Source organism: Xanthomonas fragariae (assembly GCF_900183975.1).
Classification (GTDB): Bacteria; Pseudomonadota; Gammaproteobacteria; order Xanthomonadales; family Xanthomonadaceae; genus Xanthomonas; species Xanthomonas fragariae.
Window position 1 is genome coordinate 192190 of sequence record NZ_LT853882.1, and the last position, 22994, is coordinate 215183.

General features: G+C 65.0%; 16 protein-coding genes, 1 other RNA gene and 3 pseudogenes. 12 read left to right on the forward strand and 8 right to left on the reverse strand.

What is annotated here, in order from left to right:
* Window positions 1-2: 2 nt before the first annotated feature.
* A complete protein-coding gene (locus PD885_RS00810) occupies window positions 3-272 on the forward strand; it encodes a DUF3253 domain-containing protein (protein ID WP_088057090.1) in 270 nt (89 codons plus the stop codon).
* Window positions 273-422: 150 nt separating this feature from the next.
* On the opposite strand, the gene PD885_RS00815 is transcribed toward PD885_RS00810, so the two are convergent.
* A complete protein-coding gene (locus PD885_RS00815; protein ID WP_002808503.1) occupies window positions 423-4115 on the reverse strand; it encodes an indolepyruvate ferredoxin oxidoreductase family protein in 3693 nt (1230 codons plus the stop codon).
* A 232-nt stretch (window positions 4116-4347) separates the two neighbouring features.
* Here PD885_RS00815 and PD885_RS00820 point away from each other — a divergent pair.
* From PD885_RS00820 to PD885_RS00865, 9 genes and pseudogenes are all read left to right on the forward strand, one after another.
* Window positions 4348-4890: pseudogene (locus PD885_RS00820) on the forward strand (tetratricopeptide repeat protein).
* Between the two features lie 501 nt (window positions 4891-5391).
* Window positions 5392-6309, forward strand: a complete 918-nt coding sequence (locus tag PD885_RS00825) for an AEC family transporter (protein WP_002808501.1) — start codon at window positions 5392-5394, stop codon at window positions 6307-6309.
* 323 nt (window positions 6310-6632) lie between these two features.
* Window positions 6633-7265: a ParA family protein gene (locus PD885_RS00835; RefSeq protein WP_002808500.1), complete on the forward strand. Its 633-nt coding sequence runs from the start codon at window positions 6633-6635 to the stop codon at window positions 7263-7265.
* A gap of 13 nt (window positions 7266-7278) precedes the next feature.
* On the forward strand, window positions 7279-7755 hold the full coding sequence (locus PD885_RS00840; protein WP_002808499.1) for a SixA phosphatase family protein: 477 nt from the start codon (window positions 7279-7281) through the stop codon (window positions 7753-7755).
* 3 nt (window positions 7756-7758) lie between these two features.
* Window positions 7759-8331 (forward strand): YceI family protein, encoded by a 573-nt coding sequence (locus PD885_RS00845; protein ID WP_002808498.1) that lies wholly within the window; start codon window positions 7759-7761, stop codon window positions 8329-8331.
* The gene (locus PD885_RS00850) at window positions 8328-10346 is read left to right on the forward strand and encodes a phospholipase D family protein (RefSeq protein WP_002808497.1); all 2019 of its coding nucleotides are present in this window, start codon (window positions 8328-8330) and stop codon (window positions 10344-10346) included. The genes PD885_RS00845 and PD885_RS00850 overlap by 4 nt, the downstream gene beginning before the upstream one ends.
* A 280-nt stretch (window positions 10347-10626) precedes the next feature.
* The gene (locus PD885_RS00855) at window positions 10627-11055 is read left to right on the forward strand and encodes a hotdog fold thioesterase (protein WP_002808495.1); all 429 of its coding nucleotides are present in this window, start codon (window positions 10627-10629) and stop codon (window positions 11053-11055) included.
* Window positions 11056-11076: 21 nt separating this feature from the next.
* Window positions 11077-11976 (forward strand): lysophospholipid acyltransferase family protein, encoded by a 900-nt coding sequence (locus PD885_RS00860; protein WP_172402105.1) that lies wholly within the window; start codon window positions 11077-11079, stop codon window positions 11974-11976.
* 63 nt (window positions 11977-12039) lie between these two features.
* Window positions 12040-13017 (forward strand): annotated as a pseudogene (locus PD885_RS00865) (YheT family hydrolase); the annotation flags it as partial.
* 14 nt (window positions 13018-13031) lie between these two features.
* On the opposite strand, the gene PD885_RS00870 reads toward PD885_RS00865, so the two are convergent.
* A non-coding RNA gene (locus PD885_RS00870) (sX9 sRNA) lies at window positions 13032-13107 on the reverse strand.
* Window positions 13108-13223: 116 nt separating this feature from the next.
* Here PD885_RS00870 and PD885_RS00875 point away from each other — a divergent pair.
* Window positions 13224-15296, forward strand: a complete 2073-nt coding sequence (locus tag PD885_RS00875) for a tetratricopeptide repeat protein (protein ID WP_002808490.1) — start codon at window positions 13224-13226, stop codon at window positions 15294-15296.
* Window positions 15297-15788: 492 nt separating this feature from the next.
* Window positions 15789-16545, forward strand: a pseudogene (locus PD885_RS00880) (IS5 family transposase).
* 28 nt (window positions 16546-16573) lie between these two features.
* On the opposite strand, the gene PD885_RS00885 reads toward PD885_RS00880, so the two are convergent.
* The 6 genes from PD885_RS00885 to PD885_RS00910 form a co-directional block, all read right to left on the reverse strand.
* Window positions 16574-17233, reverse strand: a complete 660-nt coding sequence (locus PD885_RS00885) for a superoxide dismutase family protein (protein WP_088056610.1) — start codon at window positions 17231-17233, stop codon at window positions 16574-16576.
* A 48-nt stretch (window positions 17234-17281) separates the two neighbouring features.
* On the reverse strand, window positions 17282-17881 hold the full coding sequence (locus tag PD885_RS00890) for a superoxide dismutase family protein (RefSeq protein WP_002808487.1): 600 nt from the start codon (window positions 17879-17881) through the stop codon (window positions 17282-17284).
* 345 nt (window positions 17882-18226) lie between these two features.
* The gene (ntrC, locus tag PD885_RS00895; RefSeq protein WP_002808483.1) at window positions 18227-19657 is read right to left on the reverse strand and encodes a nitrogen regulation protein NR(I); all 1431 of its coding nucleotides are present in this window, start codon (window positions 19655-19657) and stop codon (window positions 18227-18229) included.
* Complete coding sequence (locus PD885_RS00900; RefSeq protein ID WP_002808482.1) at window positions 19650-20705, reverse strand: two-component system sensor histidine kinase NtrB; 1056 nt, start codon at window positions 20703-20705, stop codon at window positions 19650-19652. Before PD885_RS00900 ends, ntrC begins: the two co-directional genes overlap by 8 nt.
* A gap of 265 nt (window positions 20706-20970) precedes the next feature.
* Entirely contained in the window at window positions 20971-22413 is a 1443-nt protein-coding gene (locus tag PD885_RS00905) for an ammonium transporter (RefSeq protein ID WP_040762636.1), read from the reverse strand.
* A 22-nt stretch (window positions 22414-22435) separates the two neighbouring features.
* Window positions 22436-22774, reverse strand: a complete 339-nt coding sequence (locus PD885_RS00910) for a P-II family nitrogen regulator (protein WP_002808480.1) — start codon at window positions 22772-22774, stop codon at window positions 22436-22438.
* Window positions 22775-22994: the final 220 nt, after the last annotated feature.

Here is a 22994-nt window from a genome sequence, read left to right on the forward strand (position 1 = left end):
GCGTGCAACAGGTCGATGACACGCAGATCGCAGCGGTCATGCGCGCACTGCTTGCACACCGGTTGCCGGAGCGCTCGATCTGCCCTTCCGAAGTAGCTCGCGCAATCAACGATGACGCCACTACCTGGCGTGGGTTGATGCCGCAGGTACGCACCGTGGCCACCGACTTGGCACGCAAGGACATCGTGCGGATCACCCAGCAGGGCGACGTGGCCGACCTGGACACCGCGCGTGGTCCGATCCGTTTGATGCGCGGCTCGCATTTCGAATGATGCAGCTGTGATGGCGTGGCGCCGGGCATCCAAAGCCACGCTGCCGCTGAGCGACCGCGCCTGATCCCGTAACGAGCATCAACCACTACCGCCACGCAATCAGACGCGCAACCGCATCAACCGTGCGTAGCCAACAGCACCGTAACGCTGTTACGCCGCCTGCACCACATGCAATACCTTGGGATTACGCCACTGCGCCATCAACGCAGCCTCACGCGCCTTGGCGTCTTGCAGATGCGCATGCTTGATATGGCCGTAACCGCGGATGTGTTCGGGGATGCTGGCGATCTGTGCGGCCAGGCCGACGTTGTCGACATCCAGGCGCTCCAGCAGTGTTTCGACTGTCGCCACGTAATCGGCAATCAGCTGACGCTCGCCACGCCGTTCGGCGCTGTAGCCGAACACGTCGAGCTTGCCGCCGCGCAGGAATTTCAACCGCGCCAGCAGTTTGAAGACACTAAACATCCACGGCCCGTAGTCGCGTTTGATCAGATGGCCGTGCGCATCCTTCTTGGCTAGCAAGGGCGGCGCAAGATGGAAACGCAGCCTGTAGTGGCCCTCGAACTGTTGCTGCAACCGGCGTTGGAAATCGCCGCGCGTGTACAGCCGCGCCACTTCATATTCGTCCTTATAGGCCATCAGTTTGAAGGCATAGCGTGCGACGGCCTGCGTCAATGCGCTGCTGCCGGGCACGCGTCGCACCTCCTGCAACCGCACGCGCTCGACCAGGGCGAGATACCGCTGTGCATAGGCAGCATCTTGATATTCGGTCAGAAACGCGACGCGACGCACGATGGCTTCATCCAACGACTGCGCCAGCTGCTCGTCGTCGAGCGGATGCGCCGGCGCATTGACATCGCCATGCAGCGTGCTGCCATCGGTTTGCGCCAAGGCACGTGGCGCACCTTGGCCACTGAGATCATGCGCGTCCCAACTGCCGGGTGCATGCGCTCGCGGTGTGTGGCCATGCGCACGTGCAGACCCGCCAACGTTCGGCAGACCCGCAGCGCGCCGCACTGCAGGCAGATCGATTGCGGCCAGGCGGCCCCACGCAAATGCCTGCTGATTCATCGCCACGGCCGCGCCGTTGAGTTCGATAGCGCGCATCAGCGCCGCGTGCGACAACGGCACCAGCCCGTGCTGCCAGGCATAGCCGAGTACGAACAGATTGCTGGCGATCGCATCGCCCAGCAGCGCCGTCGCCAGTTGCGTGGCATCCAGTAACAAAGGCTCCCGGCCGCCCAATGCGGTGCGCACGCCGGCAATGATCTCGGCGGCGGGAAACTGCAGATCAGGCTGGGTGGTGAAGCTGCCCGGCATCGCTTCGTAGGTGTTGAGCACCACCTGGGTGCGGCCATCGCGCACCTTGGACAACGCCCAGTAATCGTTGACCACCACCATGTCGCAGCCCAGCACCAGATCCGCTTCGCCAGCGGCAATGCGCACCGCGTGGATATCGGCTGGTTGGCGTGCGATACGGATATGGGTGGTCACCGCGCCGCCTTTTTGCGCAAGGCCGGTCTGATCCAGCACCGTGGCGCCTTTGCCTTCCAGGTGTCCGGCCATGCCGAGCAGGGCGCCGATGGTCACCACGCCAGTGCCGCCGACGCCGGTGATCAGGATGTTCCAGGGCTGTGCCAGTGTGGTGCGCTGCGGCGGGAGGGGCAGGTTGTCCAACAACGCGCTCGCATCGCGTTGTTTACTTTTGCGCGGTGCACCGCCATGCACGGTGACAAAGCTCGGGCAAAAGCCCGACACGCAGGAATAATCCTTGTTGCAATTGGACTGATCGATCTCGCGCTTGCGCCCGAACTCGGTCTCTTTGGGCAGCACCGACACACAGAAACTCTTCCCGCCGCAATCGCCGCAGCCTTCGCACACCAGCGAATTGATCATGACGCGCTTGGGCGGGTCGATCAGTTTGCCGCGCTTGCGACGGCGGCGTTTTTCGGTGGCGCAGGTCTGATCGAAGATCAAGATCGATACGCCCTTGACTGTGCGCAGACGCTGCTGCACCGCATCCAGCTCGCTGCGATCGTAGAAGGTCACCTCGCTGGGAAAGCGCTCGCGCCTGCGCGTCCATTTTTCGATGTCGTCGCTGACGACCGCTATTTCGTGGATGCCTTCGGCACGTAGTTGATGCGCGATGTCCGGCACGGTAAGTGTGCCGTCCACTGGCTGCCCGCCGGTCATTGCCACCGCATCGTTGTAGAGAACCTTGTAGGTGATATTGACGCCGGTGGCGATCGACTGCCGAATCGCCAGCGAACCGCTATGAAAGTAGGTGCCATCGCCCAGGTTCTGGAATACGTGGGGCGTGTCGGTAAATGGCGCCTGCCCAGACCACGTCACGCCTTCGCCGCCCATGTGGGTGAAGGTGTCGGTGGCGCGATTCATCCAGGTCACCATGTAGTGGCAACCGATCCCGCCGAGTGCTCGCGAGCCTTCCGGTACCACCGTGGAGGTGTTGTGCGGGCAGCCGGAGCAGTAGTGCGGCACCCGCGGAAACAACACGCGCGGCAAGGCCATTTCCGCTTCTTTGGTGTCCATCCAACGCAGTCGCTGCTCGATCGAGTCAGTCGTGAAAAAGCGCTGGATGCGCTTGCCGATCACCGCCGCGATCGTGGCCGGGGTCAGTTCGCCGGTGGACGGCAGAATCCACGCGCCGTGCTCGTCGTACTTGCCGACGATGCTCGGTCGCGCCCCGGCGCTGGCCGGCCAGTTGTAGAACAGCTCCTTCATCTGGCGCTCGATGAAGGCTTTCTTTTCTTCCACCACCACGATGTCTTCGAGCCCCTGCGCGAAGGCGCTGATGCCCACCGGCTCCAGCGGCCAGGTCATGCCGACCTTGTACACGCGGATGCCGATGTCGCGGCACGCCTGCGCATCCAGGCCCAGATATTCCAGCGCCTGCAGTACGTCCAGATAGCTCTTGCCGGTGGTCACGATGCCCAGCCGCGCATGCGGCGACTCCAGCACCACCCGGTCGATCCGGTTGGCCCGCGCGAATGCTTGCGCGGCGGCGATCGCGTAGCGGTGCAGGCGCATCTCCTGGTCCACTGGCGGATCCGGCCAGCGGATGCTCAAGCCACCCGGCGGCAGCGCGAAGTCGTCCGGCAGCACGATGGTGCGGGCGAATGGATCCACGTCCACCGAGGCGGACGATTCGACCGTCTCGGCAATGGTCTTGAAGCCGATCCAGCGCCCTGTGTAGCGGCTCATTGCCCAACCGAGCAGGCCCATATCCAGGATGTCCTGCACCCCGGCCGGGTTGAGAATGGGCATCATCGCGCTGACGAATTCGTCTTCCGAGCCGTGCGGCAGGGTCGAGCTGCGGCAGGCATGGTCGTCGGCTGCCAGCGCCAGCACGCCGCCATGCGGCGAGGTGCCGGCGGCGTTGCCGTGTTTGAACACGTCGCCACTGCGGTCCACGCCCGGGCCTTTGCCATACCACATGCCGTACACGCCCTGTACCTTGGCGCCGGGGAACAGATTGGTCTGCTGGGTGCCCCAGACCATGGTCGCGGCCAAGTCCTCGTTGAGGCCGGGGGTAAAGGTCACCCTGGCCGCTTCCAGATGCTGGCGCGCACGCCATAGTTCCAGATCCAGCCCGCCCAGTGGGCTGCCACGGTAACCGCTGATGAAGCCGGCGGTGTCCAGGCCGGCGGCGTTGTCGCGCAGGCGTTGCATCAACGGCAGCCGCACCAGCGCCTGCACCCCGGATAAGTAGATGCGCCCATCGGCGCGCGTGTACTTGTGCTCCAGTGTGTAGTGCGCATCCACCTGGCCGAGCTCCGGCGTGTTGGCAGAGTCGGTAGAAGAGAGTGCAGCGGTACTGGTCATGGCATGCCCGGAAAGGGTGGCTGGAACAAGGGGCTCCAAAACGGCCTGACGATTGTAGCAGCCGCTATTTACATGCCCGGTGCAGCGCATGTGCGTCGCAGCGATACTGTGCTTAGGATGGAACCGGGTTAGGGTTTGCCGTGTGTCGCAGTGGGAGAAACCTCCTATAACGAAATTCGCATGGGCCACTGCGTTGGTCCTGCTCGGTTAGGTATGGCCGTTAGCGCAGCGCCTGCCCAGGCCCGAAGAGTCCAATTTCGACGAAGATCGCGGCACCACCAAGGGGGCGCCGTACAGGGCGATGGCGATGCCGTGGTCGACCGGCTCGCCGCAACGGTGCAGCGTGCCGCGCCGCCGCGCCGTGCACACAGCTGACCTCGCTGGCGTACGCCGGTATGCGCCGAGCTCTACCAGGGCGCTTTGGGGGCTGGTTTCCAACGGTAGCCGGCAATAGCGTTCCATCATCGGGAGCGACGGCTGGGGCCTGCTGCGTGCCGACCCGGCGGACAAAGCGTTGCAGCAGTGGGCCAAGCTGGCCAACGGCCGTCCGGCCGCGCCGGCATGGTTGCCGACCACGGCGGCGTTGGCGCTGTGGCGTGCCGGGCGCAAGCAGGAGGCGGTCGAGGTAGTACGCCGCCGCCGTGCGTACCTGGCCGGACTGCTGGAGCAGCCTCGCCCACTACGCCGGCCTGCGCCCGACTGGCGCGAGGCAGAGCGCGCCAGTCGGGCCGAGGTCTTTGCGGCTTGGCAGGCCAACCCACTGGCGTTTCCGTAAGTCGGCATCGCGCTGCCTGAAAACCGCCGCAGCGCGATGCCGTGCATCAGCCAATTCTGCGACGGCCATCTGCAGAGGTGGCTGCGTTTGCATGGACACGGCCTGCGCAAAGTGCGCGGGGCTTCATAAGCCAGCACTACAGGCGTTGTTCGTGGCCGATCGCTTCATATCGCGCGCGCGTCGCCACGCGCGCCGCGTTTCAACAAGGACCGCTGCGCGGCATGGCGTGCCGACGCCCTCGCCCGTGCACCAACACGGAACACGCCGCAAGCACGTTCCTGCAGGCTTTTTGGCAGCGTCCGTGCTGCCAAAGGTGTCGCGACGGTGGGCGGACAAGGATCTTGGAAATGGTCGGTGTGCAGGGGTGCGACATCGGCATGCGTCTATCCGGCTGCAGACGCACCATGCCGCGGCATGCGCTCAGGCACGCTCGTCAGGCCAGCGCGCCGGGGATACGGTATGCGATCCTGCGCATTGCTTTCCGACAGACATGACCACACCATGGCGGTGGATGCCTTTTCGTTGATTCTGGCGATGTTGGGATTGGGCCTGCTGTTCGCCCGCCTGCGGTTATTGCCGGACAACAGCGCCGACGTGCTTAACCGCGTCGTGTTGTACATCTGCTTACCGGCCTCGGTGCTGACCTATGTGCCGCGCCTGCACCTGGAAGCCTCGCTGGGTGGGGTCATCGCCACACCCTGGCTGCTCACCGCGATCATCGTGCCCTTGCTGTGGGGCTGCAGCCGCCTGTTCGGCTTCCGGCGCGAGGAATACGCCGCGTTATTGATGTGCGTGGTGTTTACCAACTCCAGCTTTATCGGTTTTCCGATGGTACGTGCGCTGATCGGCGACCAGGCCCTGCCGTATGCGGTGGTCTACGACCAGTTCGGCACCTTCGTGCTGTTGTCCACCTTCGGGTTGTATGTGCTGGCCCGTTACAGCGGCGACACCCCACCGACCGCCAGGCTGATCCTGCTGCGGGTGCTGCGTTTCCCGCCGCTCTGGGCGCTGCTGTTCGCACTGACCCTGATGCCGGAGCGGCCGCCGGTCTGGATCGGCTCCGGGCTCAAGAGCCTGGCCGATGCGATGCTGCCGCTGGTGATGCTGGCGGTAGGTTTCTCGCTGCAACTGCGCCTGCCTGCGGACGAGCTCAAGCCGCTGGCGGTGGGCTTGGTGTTCAAGCTGATGGTAATGCCGATCCTGGCATTGCCGCTGTCTTGGGCGCTCGGCCTGCACGGACAGATGCTGCAGACCAACGTGCTCGAATCGGCCATGCCCACCATGATCACCGCCGCGGCGCTGGCCATTTCGCATCGTCTGGCACCGCGCCTTGCTGCAGCCATGGTGGGCTACAGCATCCTGCTATCGTTGCTGACCTTGCCCGCGTGGACCTGGTTGCTTGCATGGCTGGTGGCGTAACGCGTTGTTGTTGACGCAGTTGTTGACGCACGCGCTGCGGTATCGACTTAGCGCATCGGCACCGCGATCGAGCCGCATCCTGATCTGCATGCAGAACGCCAGCCGATTGCAGTTGCAATGGTGCACTCCGATGACAACAACGGCGATGCAACACTTGGCAACCACACATACGCCGCACAAGGATCTTCGGGCATCGACCACACGCGCCCGATGCTCGCGCCAGCGCTCTGCCAGCGCTCTGCCATCGCGTTTAACGCGTTTCGACTACTTCCTCACCTGGTCGCGGTGTACGCTGCCGGCTTGCTCCCGGAAGCGAGGCGTGCATGAAGACAGTCCTGGTGGCCGCCTCCAAAGGCGGCGTCGGCAAGACCACGATCGCCACCAATCTGGCCGCACACGCGGCATTGCAAGGCCGGCGCACCGTGCTGGCAGATGCAGATCCGCAAGGCTCGTCCACGCGTTGGGCACAACGCCGCGCCAGCCTGGAAAGTGCGGTGCTAACGATCGACGCCACCCGTCGCCGCAACTGGCAAGCCGCTGTGCCCGATGGCACCGACCAACTGATCATCGACGCCCCGGCCGGGGCGATGGCCGACGACCTGAGCGGATTTCTGGACCATGTTGATGCCATCGTGGTGCCGGTGCTGTCCTCGGCGCTGGATATCGAAGCGGTGGTCGGCTTCCTCAATACGTTGGCCAAGGTGGCGCGCGTGCACCAGCGCAAATTGCCGGTGGGCCTGGTGCTCAACCGCACCCGTTCCTGGACCCAGACCTCGCAGCAGGCGGCCGAGATGATCGGCGCCTGGCCGTACCCGCTGGTGACCCAACTGCGCGACACCCAAGCCTATGTGGTCATGGCCGGGCTGGGGCGCAGTTTGTTCGACTACCGCTCGGCGCAGGTGCGCGACCATCAACAGGACTGGGAGCCGCTGTTCAAGTGGCTCAAGAAGGCCTAACCGGAACGTTTCTATGCGCGAATTGATCCTGTTGCGACACGCCCATGCCGAGCCGGCCGATACCGGTCAGGCCGATTTCGATCGCCCGCTGTCCCCGCATGGCATTGCCGAGGCCGAAGCGGCCGGGCGTTGGCTATGCGAGCAGCGTCTGGTGCCCGACCGCGTCCTGTGCTCGCCGGCCAGGCGCGCTCGCGAGACGCTGGAAGCGGTGCTCGAGCTCACCGGCTACATCGAACAAAAACTGGACGAACGCATTTACGAAGCCACTCCCGGCGCCCTGGCCAGCCTGGTGGACGAACACCGCGAGGCCGAGCGCCTGCTGCTGGTCGGCCACAACCCGGGCCTGGAGAGGCTGGCGGCATTGATGCACAGCGGCCAGACCGGCGATTACCGCGGCATGCCGACTGCGTCGATCGCCTTGCTGGCACTGCCGCTGGACGCGACCATCGAGCCGGGTATCGCCCGCCTGACCGCCTTCTGGTGGCCTTGATCCGTGTCAACGTCGCTGCGCTGGTACGCCTGGCTCGCGCTCTGGGTCGTATTCCCGTGCATGGCGCAGCAAAAGGTGCATTCCATCGACCCAGTGCAATCGTGCTTCGGGTTCGAGATCAGGACGCGCTTCGGCATGAAGATCGAGGGGTTCTTTCCGCGTTTTCGCGGTGACGTGTTGGAATTGCCCGACGGACGCCAGCAGGTGCGCTTCCGCCTGGATGCCACGCAGGTGGAAATCCCCGGCAAGGACCGCTACACGAGTTGGATGCGTGGCGAGGATTTTTTCGACGTTGCCCAGTACCCGGTGGTGGAATTCGACTCGCTTCCCTATACCGATGAGGTGGCCAAGCATGGCGGCGACATCACCGGCAACCTGACCATTCGCGGAATCACCCATGTCGAGACCTTGCATGTGGTGCCAGCTGAATGCGCGCGGCCGGGCTATGATTGCGATGTGATCAGCCGAGGTACGGTCCTGCGTGGACGTTACGGAATGAATGCGTGGGAGATGGCCCTGGGCGACAGGGTGACGTTCACTCTGCGCGGGCGGCTGCAGGAGGCGCGGCGCCCGTGAGGTTTCTGTTGAGGATTCTTGTGCTGGCAACGCTGTTGCTCGGCACCGGATGCGCCGGCCTGTCGCGAATCGAACGCAACCGCGCTGCCGGCGTTGCCGCTGCGGCGCGCAGCACCGCGGTCAGCTGCACCCAGGCCAATCGCTGCGCGCAGCCGTCACCATTGCGCGCGCTGGGCGGCGAAGCCATCACTGCCTCCACGCCGGCTGCGCCGCGGCACTACGCCACCATCGTCGACCACGGAGAGGAATCGCTGGTCGCCCGGCTCAATCTGATCCGCAGCGCCACCCGCAGCGTCGATCTGCAGACCTACATATTCGACAAGGACGACAGCGCGCGCATGGTGCTGGACGCGCTCATCAATGCAGCGCAGCGCGGGGTCAAGGTGCGCATCCTGATCGACCAGCTGTCGGCGATCGCCGATCTGCAGATTCTTGGTGCGCTCTCCAGCACCCACGAAAACCTGCAACTGCGTATCTATAACCCCACCTTCGGCAAGGTCAAACTCAATTACTTCGACTACGCCAGCAGCGTGGTGTGCTGTTTCCGTCGTTTCAACCAGCGCATGCACAACAAGCTGTTGGTGGTGGACGACGTGCTCGGCATGGTCGGTGGGCGCAATTACCAAGATGACTATTTCGACTGGGACAGCGAATACAACTTCCGCGACCGCGACGTGATTCTGGCCGGCCCGGAAGTGCGCGCGATGGCGGCCAATTTCGACGCGTTCTGGCGCGCCAAGCGCAGCGTACCGGCTGAGCGTCTGAACGATGTGGGGCGTCTGCTGTTGGAGCAGGGAGCACCGAAGATGCCGCCGGCCAACTTCCGCCGGCCCGACCGGGTGGCGCGGGTGGACCGCGAAGCACACGATCCGCAATTCGTGCGCGATGCCTTTGTGACCCCGGCCATGCCGGTGCAACGCGTACTGTATGCGGCCGATCTGCCGCAAAAACACCGCAAGGAACACGCGGCCAGGGCGGTGTCCACGGCGCCGGAACTGGATAGCCTGATCGCCGGCGCGCAGCAGGAAGTGCTGCTGCAAACACCCTACCTGGTGTTGTCCGATGAGGCGCAGGCAATCTTCCGCGATCTGCGCCGGCACCCGCAGCCGCCACGCATCGTGGTGTCGACCAATAGCCTGGCTGCCACCGATAACCCGATCGTGTATGCGCTGTCGTACAAGTTCAAACGCCGCAACATGCGCCAGTTGGGCTTCAACGTGTACGAGTTCAAGCCGTTCCCGCTGGATGCCCCGGTGGACTACGCCAACCTGGTGCCGGATCCGCTCAATCCGGAGCCAGAACCTGCCAGCGACGACAGTCGCGCCAATCGCGTGATCGGCGGCAGCGCGGCCGGCAATGCGATGCGTGGCAGCAGCGGTGGCGGCGATGGCGATGGAATAACCGGCAATGCGATTCGCGGCAGCGGCGCTGGCCGTGCGCCCGGCGGGAGCAGGGTCGAGCGACGTGTGCTGCGGACCGAAACGCGGCCCTCGTTCCTGGGCACGCGCGCAGTCAACAAACCGCTGCCGGTGACACGCGCCGGTGCACGTATGGGCTTGCACGCCAAATCGCTGGTGGTGGATCGCCGCATCGGCGTGATCGGTACGCACAACTTCGACCCGCGCAGCGAAAACTACAACACCGAGGCGGCGGTGGTGATCGACGATGCACGCTTTGCGCAGGCGCTGGCCGCCAGCATCGAGCGCGACATCTCCCCGGAAAACGCCTGGACGGTGGCCTCACGCGAAAAATCGCAGGTGCTGAGCGGATTGAACGACAGCGTCGGCAAAATGTCCGAAGCCTTGCCAGTGCTGGATGTCTGGCCCTGGCGCTACGCCACAAATTACCAGTTCCAGCCCGGCCCCAATTGCCCGTTCCCGCTCAAGCGTCAGGACCCGCAATTTCGGCAATGCTACGTGGCGGTGGGCGACTTCCCGGAGGTCAACGTCGGCCCGAAATGGTTGCTGGTAAGGATGCTGACCGCCTTCGGCGCCGGGTTGGTGCCAATTCTTTGATTGAAGTGGTCGTTCGGTAGTTGGACGGTTGGCCGAGCTGCGAGCGTGGTCTGGTGCACGTAGTGATAGCTGTACTGTCACACCTGCTGTGCAATGACATGCCCCACCAGCACACAGCCCATCAGCACTGGCTGTCGCAGTAAGTCGGATCAACCAAAAGCAGTTAGCAGCAGTTGAACCGGCCCCCCTCGGCCGCAGACGTTGTTGCGATTCCCAATCCCAATCCCAATCCCAATCCCAATCCCAATCCCAATCCCAATCCCAATCCCAATCCCAGCCTATGACCTTCCGCGAACCCGTCGATCTAGCAGCCCTCACCGCCTCCAGCCGCGACACCTTGATCGAACATCTGGGGATCGTGTTCACCGAGGCCGGTGACGATTGGCTGCGCGCCACCATGCCGGTGGATGCGCGCACCAGACAGCCGTATGGCCTGCTGCACGGCGGTGCCTCGGTGGTGCTGGCCGAAACCCTGGGCAGCAGCGCTGGCAACCTGTGCGTGGACATGACCACCCACATGTGCGTCGGGCTGGAGATCAACGCCAACCATTTGCGCGCCGCCTACCAGGACTTGGTCACCGGCACTGCGCGGGCGGTGCATGTGGGGCGCAGCACCCAGGTCTGGGACATCACCATCGAAAACCCGGCCGGCAAGCGTGTCTGCATCTCGCGGCTGACCCTGGCGGTGGTTCCGCGCACCAATGGCTGAGCCCGCCCGGCAACCGCATGCGTGGAACAGCGCCATCCGCTGCCGGCACTGCGCAGCGGCCGAGCTGCTGTCAAAATAGTTGCGCCTCTTTCCCCTGTTACCGGTCCCGTTCGTCGAATGAGCGAATCATCCCTTGACGCTACGCGTGACGCTGGCGGTGCGTGGCGTTGGTTCCGGTACCTGTATCGGGTGCCGTTGCTACTGTTGCACTTAAGTATCTGCCTGCCGATCACCATGCTGTGCGTGGCGGCGCCGGCGCTGGCGCGCATCCGCACCGGGCGCGACGACACCTTGGACGAGCGCATGACCCGCTGGTGGCAGGGTAACCTGATGCGCATCTTCGGATTCCGCCTACGTCGCCTCGGCACCCCACTGCCGGGCGCGGTTCTATTCGTGGCCAACCACGTCAGCTGGGTGGACATCTCGATGCTGCACAGCCAGCGCGTGATGGGCTTTGTAGCCAAGCGCGAAATCGCCGCTTGGCCGCTGATAGGCTGGCTGGCGACCAAGGGCCAGACCATCTTCCATCAGCGCGGCAATACCGAATCGCTAGGCGGTGTGCTGCACCAAATGCTGCAACGTCTGCAAAGCGGCAAGCCGGTAGGTGTGTTTCCGGAAGGGCGCACCTACGGCGGTACGGAAGTCGGCCCGTTCCATGCGCGCCTCTTCCAGGCCGCGGTCGAGTCCGGCGTACCGGTGCAGCCGGTGGCGCTGCGTTATGGCGTGCGTGGCAATGCGCAGGCGGTGGTCGCGTTCGGTGAATGCGAGAGTTTCTTCGCCAATATCGTGCGCGTGCTCGGCGAGCCGTCGCGGCTGGCCGAAGTGCATTTTCTGGAGCCTATCCGCGGGTTCGATATCGAAGGACGTCGCCGCCTGGCCGACACTTCGCGTCAGCGCATCATCGCTGCGATGGCGTCCTGAGCCGACGATGCAAACGTGCACCACTGCTGCGGCCAGCACCACCTTCTCTGGTCCGATGAGCGCATGAACGCCTCCGACTACCTGCCGCCGCGCTGGCTGCGCAACCCGCATGTGCAATCGATGCTGGGCAGCAGCGCGTTGCGCCGGATCCGCAGCCGCCAGTTGCTGGCTGCCAGCGGTGCGACCACCAGCGAACATATTCTCGATGGCGGCGACGGTGTGCGCCTGCAGGGCTGGATGAGCGTTCCACCTGGCGAGGCACCCCTGCGCGGCACCGTGTTGTTGCTGCACGGCTGGGAAGGCAGCGCCGATTCCAATTACATGCGCCTGACCGCCGCGTGCCTGCTCGGCCTGGGCTATCAGGTGTTCCGACTGAATTTTCGCGATCACGGCGGCACCCATCACCTCAACGTGGACCTGTTCCACTCCGATCGTATCGAAGAAGTGGTCAACGCCGCGGGCGATCTGTGGCGGCGTTTTCGCGCGCCGCAGTTGCTGGCCGCGGGCTACTCGCTAGGTGGCAATTTCGCGTTGCGGCTTGCGCTGCGCGCGCCGGCCGCCGGCTTGCCATTGGCGCGCGTGGCAGCGGTGTGCCCGCTGCTGGATCCGGCGGCGACGATGCTGCAACTGGAAAAGGGCCCGCAGTTTTACGACTGGTATTTCCGTCGTAAATGGCGCGAATCGTTGCTGCGCAAGCGCAAGCTGTTCCCCGATCAACATGGCTACGATGACGCTACCCTGGCGCTGGACCTGCGCGGGCTGATGGCCTGGCTGGCCGAACAGCACACCGGTCATGGCTCGCTGGAAGCGTATTTCGACAGCTATTCGATTACCGGCGAACGCCTGGCCAACTTGCAGGTACCGGTCGACATCCTGATGGCCGAAGACGACCCAGTGATTCCGTTCGCCGATTTCGCCGCCTGGCATTTGCCCGCGCACGCACAGCTGGAAATCGCGCGCTGGGGTGGTCATTGCGGCTTTCTGGAAAACGCCCGCGGCGACGGCTTCGCCGAGCGTTGGGTGGCTGAGCGACTGACGGCACACAGCTTGAGAGTGGCTGACAATACGTAGCGATCAGTCACCAGGTGCGCGCGGACGGCGCGGAGCAACCGCAGTGTACGAATGAGACATGCCGTTCCGGGCACCGGCCGCGCCCGCCAGGCGGAGCGCGCGGTCGTTTTGTCAGCCGTGCTAAGCCGGCGCCGCGCCTCGTTACAATAGGCGTTTGTCCTGGATACGCCGCCGTCATGCAAGACGCCATTCTTCAAGCCCTGCGCCGCAATGCGGCCGACGATGCGGTGGCGCTGGCACGCGAATGGGCGATGACTGCGCCGGACACCGCCGCCGCGCATCGCTGGCTCGGGCTTGCCCTGCAGCAGCAAGGTCAGCCGAGACTGGCGCTGGCCAGCCTCGACACCGCACTGACGCTGACGCCTGAAGATGCCGACCTGCATCTGCTGCGCGCCGGCGTGTTGCTGGACACGCGCGATCTGTCCGCCGCCGATGCCGCGCTGTTGCGCACCACCGCGCTGGACCCCAACCAGTTCAACGCCTACGTGATGCAGGCGCATCTGGCGGTGGCGCGCGGTGATCTGGACGAGGCCGAACGGCTGAGCCGCACCGCCGCGCGCCTGGCGCCGGAGCATCCGCAGTTGCTGGCCGTCGATGGCGTTGTGGAAATGCGCCGCGGGCAAAGCGACCGCGCGCTGTCGCTGCTCACGCGCGCCGCCGAGCAGTTGCCGGACGATGCGCAGGTGTTGTTTTCGCTGGGCTTTGCGTATCTGCAGAAAGAACACCTTGCATTTGCCGAGCGCGCTTTCGAGCGGGTGATCGAACTCACTCCGCCCGGTACCGCACTGCGCGCCTTCATTGCGCAGCTCGCCCAGCGCCAAGGGCGTCTGGACGATGCGCTGTCTGCGATGCATGGCGTGCTCGCTCAGCCCGACGGCGACATTCCAGCCATGCGCCGGCTCGCCGGCGAGATGGAATTGCAGGCCGGGCGTCCTGATCAGGCCGCCGCGCATTTGCGTCTGGCGCTGGCCCATTGGCCGGCCGACCGGCGCACGTTGCACGCCTTGCTCACCGCCTGGGAGCGTTTGGGCGCGCTGGACGACGCGCGCGACACCCTGGACGCGGCGCTGGCCACGTCGGCCAATGCACACGACCTATGGCTTGCGCGCCTGGCGGTGGAGCCGGTCGGCGGGCCGCAGGCACAGGTGGTGATCGAGCGCTGGCTGCTGGCCATGCCTGAGCATCTACCGGCGCTGGAAGCGCTGATGCGCGTGCACGATATGCAAGGTCACGCCGACGCAGCAGAGATGGTGGCGCGTCAGATCGTGGCGGTGGAACCGGGCCACATCAGCGGGGAGCAGCGCATCGTCGAAGCCTTGCTGGAACGCGACCCGGCGGCGGCGATCGCCTGCGTGCAATCCATGATCGACTCGCTGCCTGAGCCTCAGCAGACCGTGTTGCGGCCGTGGCTGGGCAATGTGCAGGATCGCGCCGACCAGCCCGATGCTGCATTGGCGACTTGGATGCAGTTCCAGCGCGAACAGGCCCAGCACCGTCTGCTGTTGCCGCCGCAGGCCGCCAAGCAACCGATGCAATGGCCGGCGTTGGGCACCATTCCCGACACCGTCACTGCCCGTCCGCTGTTCGTCTGGGGCACGCCCGGCTCGCATGTCGAACGCCTGATCGCAGTGATGGGCGCAGCCACCCCGCTGGTGCGCGGCGACCGCTACGGCACCACGCCGCCGTCCGACGCACTGCAGAGCTATCGCACCGTCGAGCAACTGGCGTCGGGCCAATTGGCACCGATGGCGTTGGTGGAAGGCTGGAAGGCGCAGCTGCCGCGGCGCGGCATCGACGACGGCAACGTCATCGACTGGCTGCTGTGGTGGGACAACACCTTGCTCACCGCGCTGCGCCCGCATCTGCCCGAAGGCCGGCTGGCGATTGCGCTGCGCGACCCGCGCGACATGCTGCTGGACTGGCTGTCGGCCGGCGCGCCCGCGCCGCTGGCCGTCCAGTCGCCGCAGCAGGCCACCGACTGGTTGCTGGCTGCGCTGGAACAACTTGCCGTGTTGCACGAACGCGATCTGTATTCCCACCGCATCATCCGGCTGGATGGCATCGAGAGCGACCCGCAGGGGATTTCCACCGCGCTGGAGCAGGCCTTCGGCCTGAGCTTTCCGTTGGTCGAACCGCGCGGCCCGGCGCGGTTGGCCCCGGGCCGGTGGCGCAACTACCGCGGTGTGCTGGGCGCGCAGTTCGATCTGCTCACCTCGATGGCGGTGCGCTTCGGTTACCCGCAGAAGTGAGCCGGCAGCAATAAACCCGGCCGCGCGTACCAGAGGGTTGCATTGCGATGGCGTCCTCGCCGCTAACGCAATGCACACAACGATCTGCACCACATCACACTTGCGATCGAAGTGCTATTTCCCAGACATGCTCGAACCACCAGCAGTCATGCTTTTGCATCATCCAGCAACGACCCAACTGCTATTCACTGATCATGCCGACGCCCACTTACAGAAGCTGATCACAGCACGCGAGGTGTTCGATCGCTAACCGTTGGCTTCAATCATCTGGTCAAGCACATACACCGGCGCGCCGTCTGCACCCGCAGTGAAACGTCGCGTTCGACCATGGCGGTGAATTGCAGCGCGTGGCCGGGCCGACCTTCGTGCGCGCGGAGCGTCCAGGCGGCCGAGTCGACGTTGAAGTCGTCGTATCGCTCCTTGTGGAGCGCCGCTTAGAGCGTCTAACAAAAACCCCTTGAATCTTGTCTCGCCGGTGGCAGAATTGCGGACATGACACGTCGCAAAGAGATCCCCATTGCGCTGTGGAAGCGCATCGAGCCGCTGATTCCGCAAGTGAAGCGTTCGCCCAAAGGTGGACGGCCGCGTATCAGTGATCAGCAAGCCCTCAACGGCATCGTCTATGTCCTGCGCACGGGCGTGCCGTGGGAAGACCTGCCTATGGAGCTGGGCTACGGCAGCGGCATGACCTGCTGGCGCCGGTTGCGTGATTGGCAGGCCGCCGGTGTGTGGCATCGTCTGCATCAGGTGTTGCTGGCCGAGCGACGTCGCGCTCAGACGCTGGACCTGAGCCGAGCTGGTCTGGACGCCGCTAGCGTAGCCTCCCCCCGGGGGGCCCATATACCGGGCCGAACCCGACCGATCGCGGCAAACTCGGCAGCAAACGGAATCTGATCGTCGATCGCAACGGCATCCCCTTGGCGGTGTGCGTCACCGGCGCCAATCGGCACGACTCGGTCGTGTTCGAGGAGTTGATCGACGCCTTGCCGCCAATTGGTGGCAAACCAGGGCGCCCGCGACGTTGGCCAGCCTCAAGCAGCGCGGCATCATTGCGCGGATCGCACGCAAGGGGATCGCGCGCAACGACCGGTTGGGCCGTCATCGCTGGGGCGTCGAGCGCACCCATGCCTGGTTCGCAGGCATGGGCAAACTGCGCATCCGCTTTGAACGCCGCATCGATCTCCACTTGGCGTTGCTCTCGCTTGCTTGCTCCATCATCTGCTTACGGCTTCTTCCTGGGTTTTGTTAGCCGCTCTTAATTGGTTCGGTTCAAGTGCCTACTTTGTTGCAGCCTGCGCGTTGTCGGTGGTGATCACACCGCACGCCAGACGGCCGCCGGCGTTGCCGGTGGGCTGGGTTTTGTAGTCGTCCGCATTGGCGTGCACGATTACTGCGTGGCCGGCGATATCGAACTGGTCTGCCTTGCCCAGATTGACGTTGCTCGACACCGGGCCATCGATGCGGGCATTGCCCTGCGCATCGGCTTTGATGTTCGGCATATCGCCGCCGTGGTGCGGGTCGGCGGTGACATTACCGTGATCGGATTGGGCCGGATTGAGGTGCCCTCCGGCGCTGCTGCCGTCCGGTGCGCTGCAATCGCCCTTTTCGTGGATATGGAAGCCGTGTTCGGTGTTGGGCTTGAGGCCGCTCAGCTGACCGGTCACGCGCAGTGCGCCGTCGACGGTCTTGAATCTCACCGTGCCCTTGACCTCATTGCCCTTGGTCGGCTGGAGCTCGGCGGTTGCGGTGGTGGTGGCCGCCGCCTCGGTGACCATGGAGGCGGCATGCTCGCCAACATGCGCCGCTTCGGCCGGCGTGCTGGCCTGCGGTGCAGGTGCAGGTGCAGGTGCAGGGTCGGCCGGTGCGGGCTCCTCGCGCTTGCACGAGGTCAGCACCAGCGCGGTGGCCAGGAATAAGGTCGTCGGGAGAATGCGCATGGAAAAACTCCTTTAGAGAGGCCGCAGCTGCGGCCATTGATGCCCAATTCAGGGCTGCGAAGGGGAAGTGCGCGATTTGGCGACGCGAATGACGCCGCAGGCCAGACGTGCGCCGGCATTGCCGCTGGGTTGGCTTCGATAGTCGTCTGAATCGGCGTGCACGATCAGCGACTTGCCGATCACATCGGTCGGTGCCGCATCGCCAAGACTGATGCCGGAAACGATCATGTCCAGATGTGCGACGCCTTCGGCGTCCGCGCGCAGATTGTCCATGTCGCCCAGGTGATGCGCGCCGTCGCCGCTCCGCCCGTGCGGCGCACCGGTCGGATTGAAATGCGCGCCGGCACTGCTGGCATCGGCGGCGCTGCAATCGCCACGTTCGTGCACGTGGAAGCCGGCCACGCCGCCCGGGCGCAGCCCACCGACGGTGCCGGTGATGCGGATGCCCCGTAACGCAGGCACCAGCACCACACGACCACTGACCAAGCTGCCCGAAGCCGATGCCAGCGCCGCTTCGGCCTGCTGCACCGGGCGGGTGGGCACGACCCGCATCGCTTGGGGCGGCGGCGGCGGAGTTGGTGGCGTGCTGCTGCAGGCAGCCAGCGCCAGAGCGGTGAAACCAATAATCGTGGACGACCGGTGGGGCATCGAGCTGTTCTCCTGATCAGGCTGGAAACCTATGCGGGCGCATGTTCACGTGTCATGAAATGCGCGTGCCGGCAGCTCGAGTGTTGACGGGGTTGGTGTGGTGGTCGGATTGTTTAGGGATGTGGGTTGATGGGGTGCGGTGCGAGGTACGAGATGGCGTCGACGCCTCTTCAAAAGGCAGCGCTTTTATCGGTGCAGGCACCTCACCCCAACCTCTTATTGTCTCGGCGATCTGCCACAAGAGGTGTCGAGAGCCGGCGTGGCCGACCGATGATCCACTGGTCCGAGCGCACCCCGCGAAAACGAGCTCACGGGGGGCGCGGGGCTTGCAACCGAGAGGCCGGGTTAGCGGCGTTTGCGGCCTGGGCCGAGTTTGCGGGTGACGGTGTTGCGGCCCAGGCCCAAGCGTGCGGCGGCTTCGGCGCGGCGGCCTTGGGTGAGTTGCAGGGCAGTTTCCAGTAAGGTCTTGTCCAGGCGTTCGCGGGCTTCTGCGTGCAGGCCTTGAGCGCCTTCGCTCAGGCGTTGTGCGGCCCAGCTGGAGAGCATTTGGTCCCACTGCCCGTCGCTGCGGCCGCCACGGTGACGACGGCCGCCACGCGCCAGTGCGGCTTCCACATCGATCACATCGATGATGTCGGCAGTAGCCAGCGCGGCCAAGCGCCAGCACACGTTTTCCAGCTCGCGCACGTTGCCGGGCCAGTCGTATTGTCGCAGGTCTTCCAACGCGGCCGAAGACAATCGCTTGGGCAACATATCGAGTTTGCGGCCGGCCATAGCGAGAAAGTTTTCCGCCAGTTGCGCGATGTCGCCGCGGCGTTCGCGCAGTGGTGGCAATTGCAGACGCACAACATCCAGACGATGCAGCAGGTCGGCACGGAAGCGGCCTTGTTCAACCAATGCTTCCAGATCCTGGTGAGTGGCAGCGATCACGCGCACATCGACGCGGATTAACTCGCGCCCGCCGACGCGGAAGAATTCGTTCTCCGCCAACACGCGCAGCAAGCGGGTCTGCAGCGGCAGCGGCATGTCGCCAATTTCGTCAAGAAACAACGTGCCGCCATCGGCTTGTTCGAAGCGGCCGATATGGCGTTTGGTGGCGCCGGTGAAGGCGCCGGTTTCGTGGCCGAACAACTCGCTTTCCAGCAATTCGGCAGGAATTGCGGCGGTATTGAGCGCGACGAAAGGTTTACGTGAGCGTGGCGATTCGTTGTGCAGCGCGCGTGCGACCAGTTCCTTGCCGGTGCCGGTTTCACCGTTGATCAACACCGATAGCGGTGCCTGCGCGAGCCGGCCGATGGCACGGAACAGCGCCTGCATGGCGGGCGTGTCGCCGATCAATGATGCAGAGCCTTCGGCCAGCCGCGTGCCGACGATTTCGTCGACACCGGCATCGGCATCCGGCAGCGCGCGCGCGGCTAGTGCTACTGCGTCATCCAGATCGAATGGCTTGGATAGAAACTCGTGCGCGCCGCCGCGGAACGCGCCGGCCGTGCTGGTGACATCGGTGTAGGCCGACATGACGATCACCGGCAATTGCGGGTGCTTGGATTTGAGCTTGTCGAGCAGGATCAGGCCGTCTTCGCCAGGCATGCGCACGTCGGTGAACAGCAGATCCGGAGTGGGCCGCATCGCCAGCGCCTGCAGCGCGGCGGCGGCGCTGTCGAAGCCGTCCACCGCGTAGCCGGCATCGCGCAAGGCGGTTGACAGCACGAAGCGGACCGAGCGGTCGTCATCGACCACCCAGATACGGTGAGATGCCGCGGCGGCCTCAGCCATGCAGATGCTCCTTGTGGTGATCGCCGGCCAGTTCGGGCAACAGCAGAGTGAAAACGGTATGGCCCGGACGCGAGCGATAGGTCAGAGTGCCGTGGTGTTCGCGCGAGACCTGCTGGGCCAGCGCCAGCCCCAACCCGCTGCCTTCGGCGCGTCCGCTGACCAGCGGCAGGAATAGATGCTCGGCCAGCTCGTCCGGCACGCCGCCGCCGTCGTCGATGATTTCCAGCCGCAGCGACATCGCGTGCACGCGGTCGCGGATGCGCTGGCCATGCTCGACGCGCGTGCGCAGCGTCACCCGCATGGCTCCGGCCTGGAACGCGTTGCGCACTAGATTCCACACCGCCTGGGTCAGGCGGTCGCCGTCGCCAAGGATGTCGGGAATGCTGGGGTCGTAATCGCGCCGCACCTGCACCGACCAGACGCCCTCGGCTTCAGCCAGACGTAGCACCCGCTCAAGCACGACGTGGATGTTGAGGCGGTCGTGCGGGCGCGCCGGTGTGGGCGAGAGCAGGCGGTCGAGCAGGGTGTTCAGGCGTTCGATTTCGGTGCCGATCAACTCGATCAGCTCGCGCTCGTCTTCGTCGCGCCCCGCCGAGCGACGTGCCAGCAGCTGGGCGGCGCCTTTGAGCCCGGCCAGCGGATTGCGCAGTTCATGCGCCAGGCCCTTGAGCGCGGCGCTCAAGGCGTTGGGCAGCGCGTGGGTGGGATCCAGCGCGGGAAATTCGTCGACCGGATGGGTTTCCAGCAGCCAACCGCCGTCGTCCAGCCGCGACAACCAGCCTTCGGCAAAGCGGGGCGCGTCGTTGGGCAGGCCCAGGGCAAGCCGATGTAGGCGCAGCACGTCGCGCTCGTCGTTGAGCAGAAATCGGGCCAACGCGTCGCCCTGTACTTCCAGTCTGGCCAGTGGTTGGTCCAACAAACGCCGCGCGCTGACCCCAAGCCAGCGCGCGAAAGCCGGGTTGACCCCTAGCACGCGGCCCTGGCGGTCGGCCCAGGCCACCGGGGTGCCCAGACTATCCAGCGACGGCATCGGAGCCGAAATCACCATTGCACCACTTTAGTGCGAACAGCATCGGCTTGCACGGATGTCGCGCAAAACGAAGCATGCATGGAAACAAGTCGGAGCCGGATGGCGGCGGATCGCACCTGTCCACTACGCATCCGCGCCGAAAGTCACAGGCGTGCGACTGTTCATGCAGGCACCTCGGCAGTTGATCCGCACTCATCAGGGCGGCGGGGAAAACGGACCCGGCAAGCAGCTCCGGCCGGGGTCGTTGCGTCACCCGCGGCAGCATGGCCGCGGGTGTGCATGCTCAGGACTCGTATGCGGCTTCGCCGTGCGAAGTGATGTCCAGGCCCTCGCGCTCGGCTTCTTCGGTGACGCGCAGGCCGAACACCAGCTTGGCGACTAGGAAACCCACGACCGACACGACGCCGATCCACACCAGGGTGATACCCACACCCAGTGTTTGGATGCCGACCTGATGCACGATGTCGTAATCGCCACCCTTCTGGCCGCCCAGCGAGGCTGCCGAGAACACGCCGGTCAGGATGGCGCCGATGATGCCGCCCAGACCATGCACACCGAACACGTCCAGGCTGTCGTCGGCACCGAGCATGCGCTTGAGACCGGTGACGCCCCACACGCACAGCACGCCGGCCGCAAGACCAATCACGATCGCACCGAACGGACCCACCGTGCCGCAGGCCGGAGTGATGCCGACCAGACCGGCGACCATGCCCGAGGCCACACCCAGGGCGGAGGACTTGCCCTTGATGATCTTCTCGGTCAGCGACCAGCCCAGGATGGCAGCGGCGGTGGCCAGCAGGGTGTTGAGGAAGGCCAACGCCGCACCGGCGTTGGCTTCCAGATTGGAGCCGGCGTTGAAGCCGAACCAACCAACCCACAACAGCGAGGCACCGACAAAGGTCAGGGTCACGTTATGCGGCTTGATCGCCTCACGCCCCAGCCCGGCACGCTTGCCGACGAAGTAGGCGCCGACCAGGCCGGCAATACCGGCGTTGATGTGCACCACGGTGCCGCCGGCAAAATCCAGTGCGCCCAGTCCGAACAGGTAACCGCCGGTGGCCCAGACCATGTGCGCCAGTGGCAGATAGCCGAAGGTGAACCAGATCACCGAGAACAGCAGCACCGCGGCGAACTTGGCGCGTTCGGCGAAGGCGCCGACGATCAGTGCGCCGGTGATGCCGGCGAAGGTCGCCTGGAACACCACGAACACGTATTCCGGCAGACTGACACCCTTGGTGAAGGTCGCCGCCAGCGTTTCGATGGTCACGCCCTTGAGCAGCGCCTTGTCCAGATTGCCGATCCACGGGCCTTCGCCGGAGAACGCCAGACTATAGCCATACACCACCCACAGGATGGTCAGCAGCGAGAACACCACGGCGACCTGGATCAGCACCGACAGCACGTTCTTGGCGCGCACCATGCCGCCGTAAAACAGCGCCAGGCCCGGCACCACCATCAGCAGCACCAGCAGCGTGGAGGTCAGCATCCAGGCGACGTCGCCCTTCTCCACCACCGGCGCGGCCTCGGCGGCAGCCACCGGTGCAGCTCCCGGTTGCGCGGTGGGCAGCGGTTCGGTGGTGACCGGCTCGGTCGGCAGCGGAGTGACCTGTGGCGTGGACTGCGCATATGCGTTGCCCATGCCGCCCACCACCAGCGCGCTGAACAGCATCAGCATGCAGACGCTGTAGAACCAGGCCTTCCACCCGGCAAAGAGAGATGTCTTCATAAGGACTCCGGGGGGGGTTGACTCAGAGCGCATCGGCACCGATCTCGCCGGTGCGGATACGCACGACCTGCTCGATGGCGGTCACGAAGATCTTGCCGTCGCCGATCTTGCCGGTGCCGGCCGCGTTCTGGATTGCCTCGACCACCGCGTCCAGCCGATCGTCGGTGACCACCGTTTCGATCTTGATCTTGGGCAGGAAGTCGACGACATACTCTGCGCCGCGATACAGCTCGGTGTGACCTTTCTGGCGCCCGAAGCCCTTGACCTCGGTGACGGTGATTCCCGACACGCCCGCTGCAGACAGGGCCTCGCGGACCTCGTCGAGCTTGAACGGCCGGATGATAGCGGTGATCAATTTCATGCGCATACCCCGAATGGTGGAAAGAACCGGCCGACATTGCGCCGCCCGGCGGTGTTATTCACCTGGATGCCAACCCCGACATCCGATCGTTCGCGATCGCGCAGACCCCAGCGGATGCCATGCATTCGCCTTATAGGGGAGTCAGCCCCGCACGCCGCAATCGAGTGCTTTCTCAAAAAGCCATTTAGTCCACGGCAGATGCCATGGACCGATCGATCAT

Coding starts and splice junctions, on each gene's coding strand:
- PD885_RS00905 (WP_040762636.1), bottom strand. CDS start 22,413: ATGAAGACATCTCTCTTTGCCGGGTGGAAGGCCTGGTTCTACAGCGTC.
- PD885_RS00890 (WP_002808487.1), bottom strand. CDS start 17,881: ATGCCCCACCGGTCGTCCACGATTATTGGTTTCACCGCTCTGGCGCTG.
- PD885_RS00900 (WP_002808482.1), bottom strand. CDS start 20,705: ATGGTGATTTCGGCTCCGATGCCGTCGCTGGATAGTCTGGGCACCCCG.
- PD885_RS00825 (WP_002808501.1), top strand. CDS start 5,392: ATGGCGGTGGATGCCTTTTCGTTGATTCTGGCGATGTTGGGATTGGGC.
- PD885_RS00855 (WP_002808495.1), top strand. CDS start 10,627: ATGACCTTCCGCGAACCCGTCGATCTAGCAGCCCTCACCGCCTCCAGC.
- PD885_RS00910 (WP_002808480.1), bottom strand. CDS start 22,774: ATGAAATTGATCACCGCTATCATCCGGCCGTTCAAGCTCGACGAGGTC.
- PD885_RS00835 (WP_002808500.1), top strand. CDS start 6,633: ATGAAGACAGTCCTGGTGGCCGCCTCCAAAGGCGGCGTCGGCAAGACC.
- PD885_RS00885 (WP_088056610.1), bottom strand. CDS start 17,233: ATGCGCATTCTCCCGACGACCTTATTCCTGGCCACCGCGCTGGTGCTG.
- ntrC (WP_002808483.1), bottom strand. CDS start 19,657: ATGGCTGAGGCCGCCGCGGCATCTCACCGTATCTGGGTGGTCGATGAC.
- PD885_RS00815 (WP_002808503.1), bottom strand. CDS start 4,115: ATGACCAGTACCGCTGCACTCTCTTCTACCGACTCTGCCAACACGCCG.
- PD885_RS00840 (WP_002808499.1), top strand. CDS start 7,279: ATGCGCGAATTGATCCTGTTGCGACACGCCCATGCCGAGCCGGCCGAT.
- PD885_RS00875 (WP_002808490.1), top strand. CDS start 13,224: ATGCAAGACGCCATTCTTCAAGCCCTGCGCCGCAATGCGGCCGACGAT.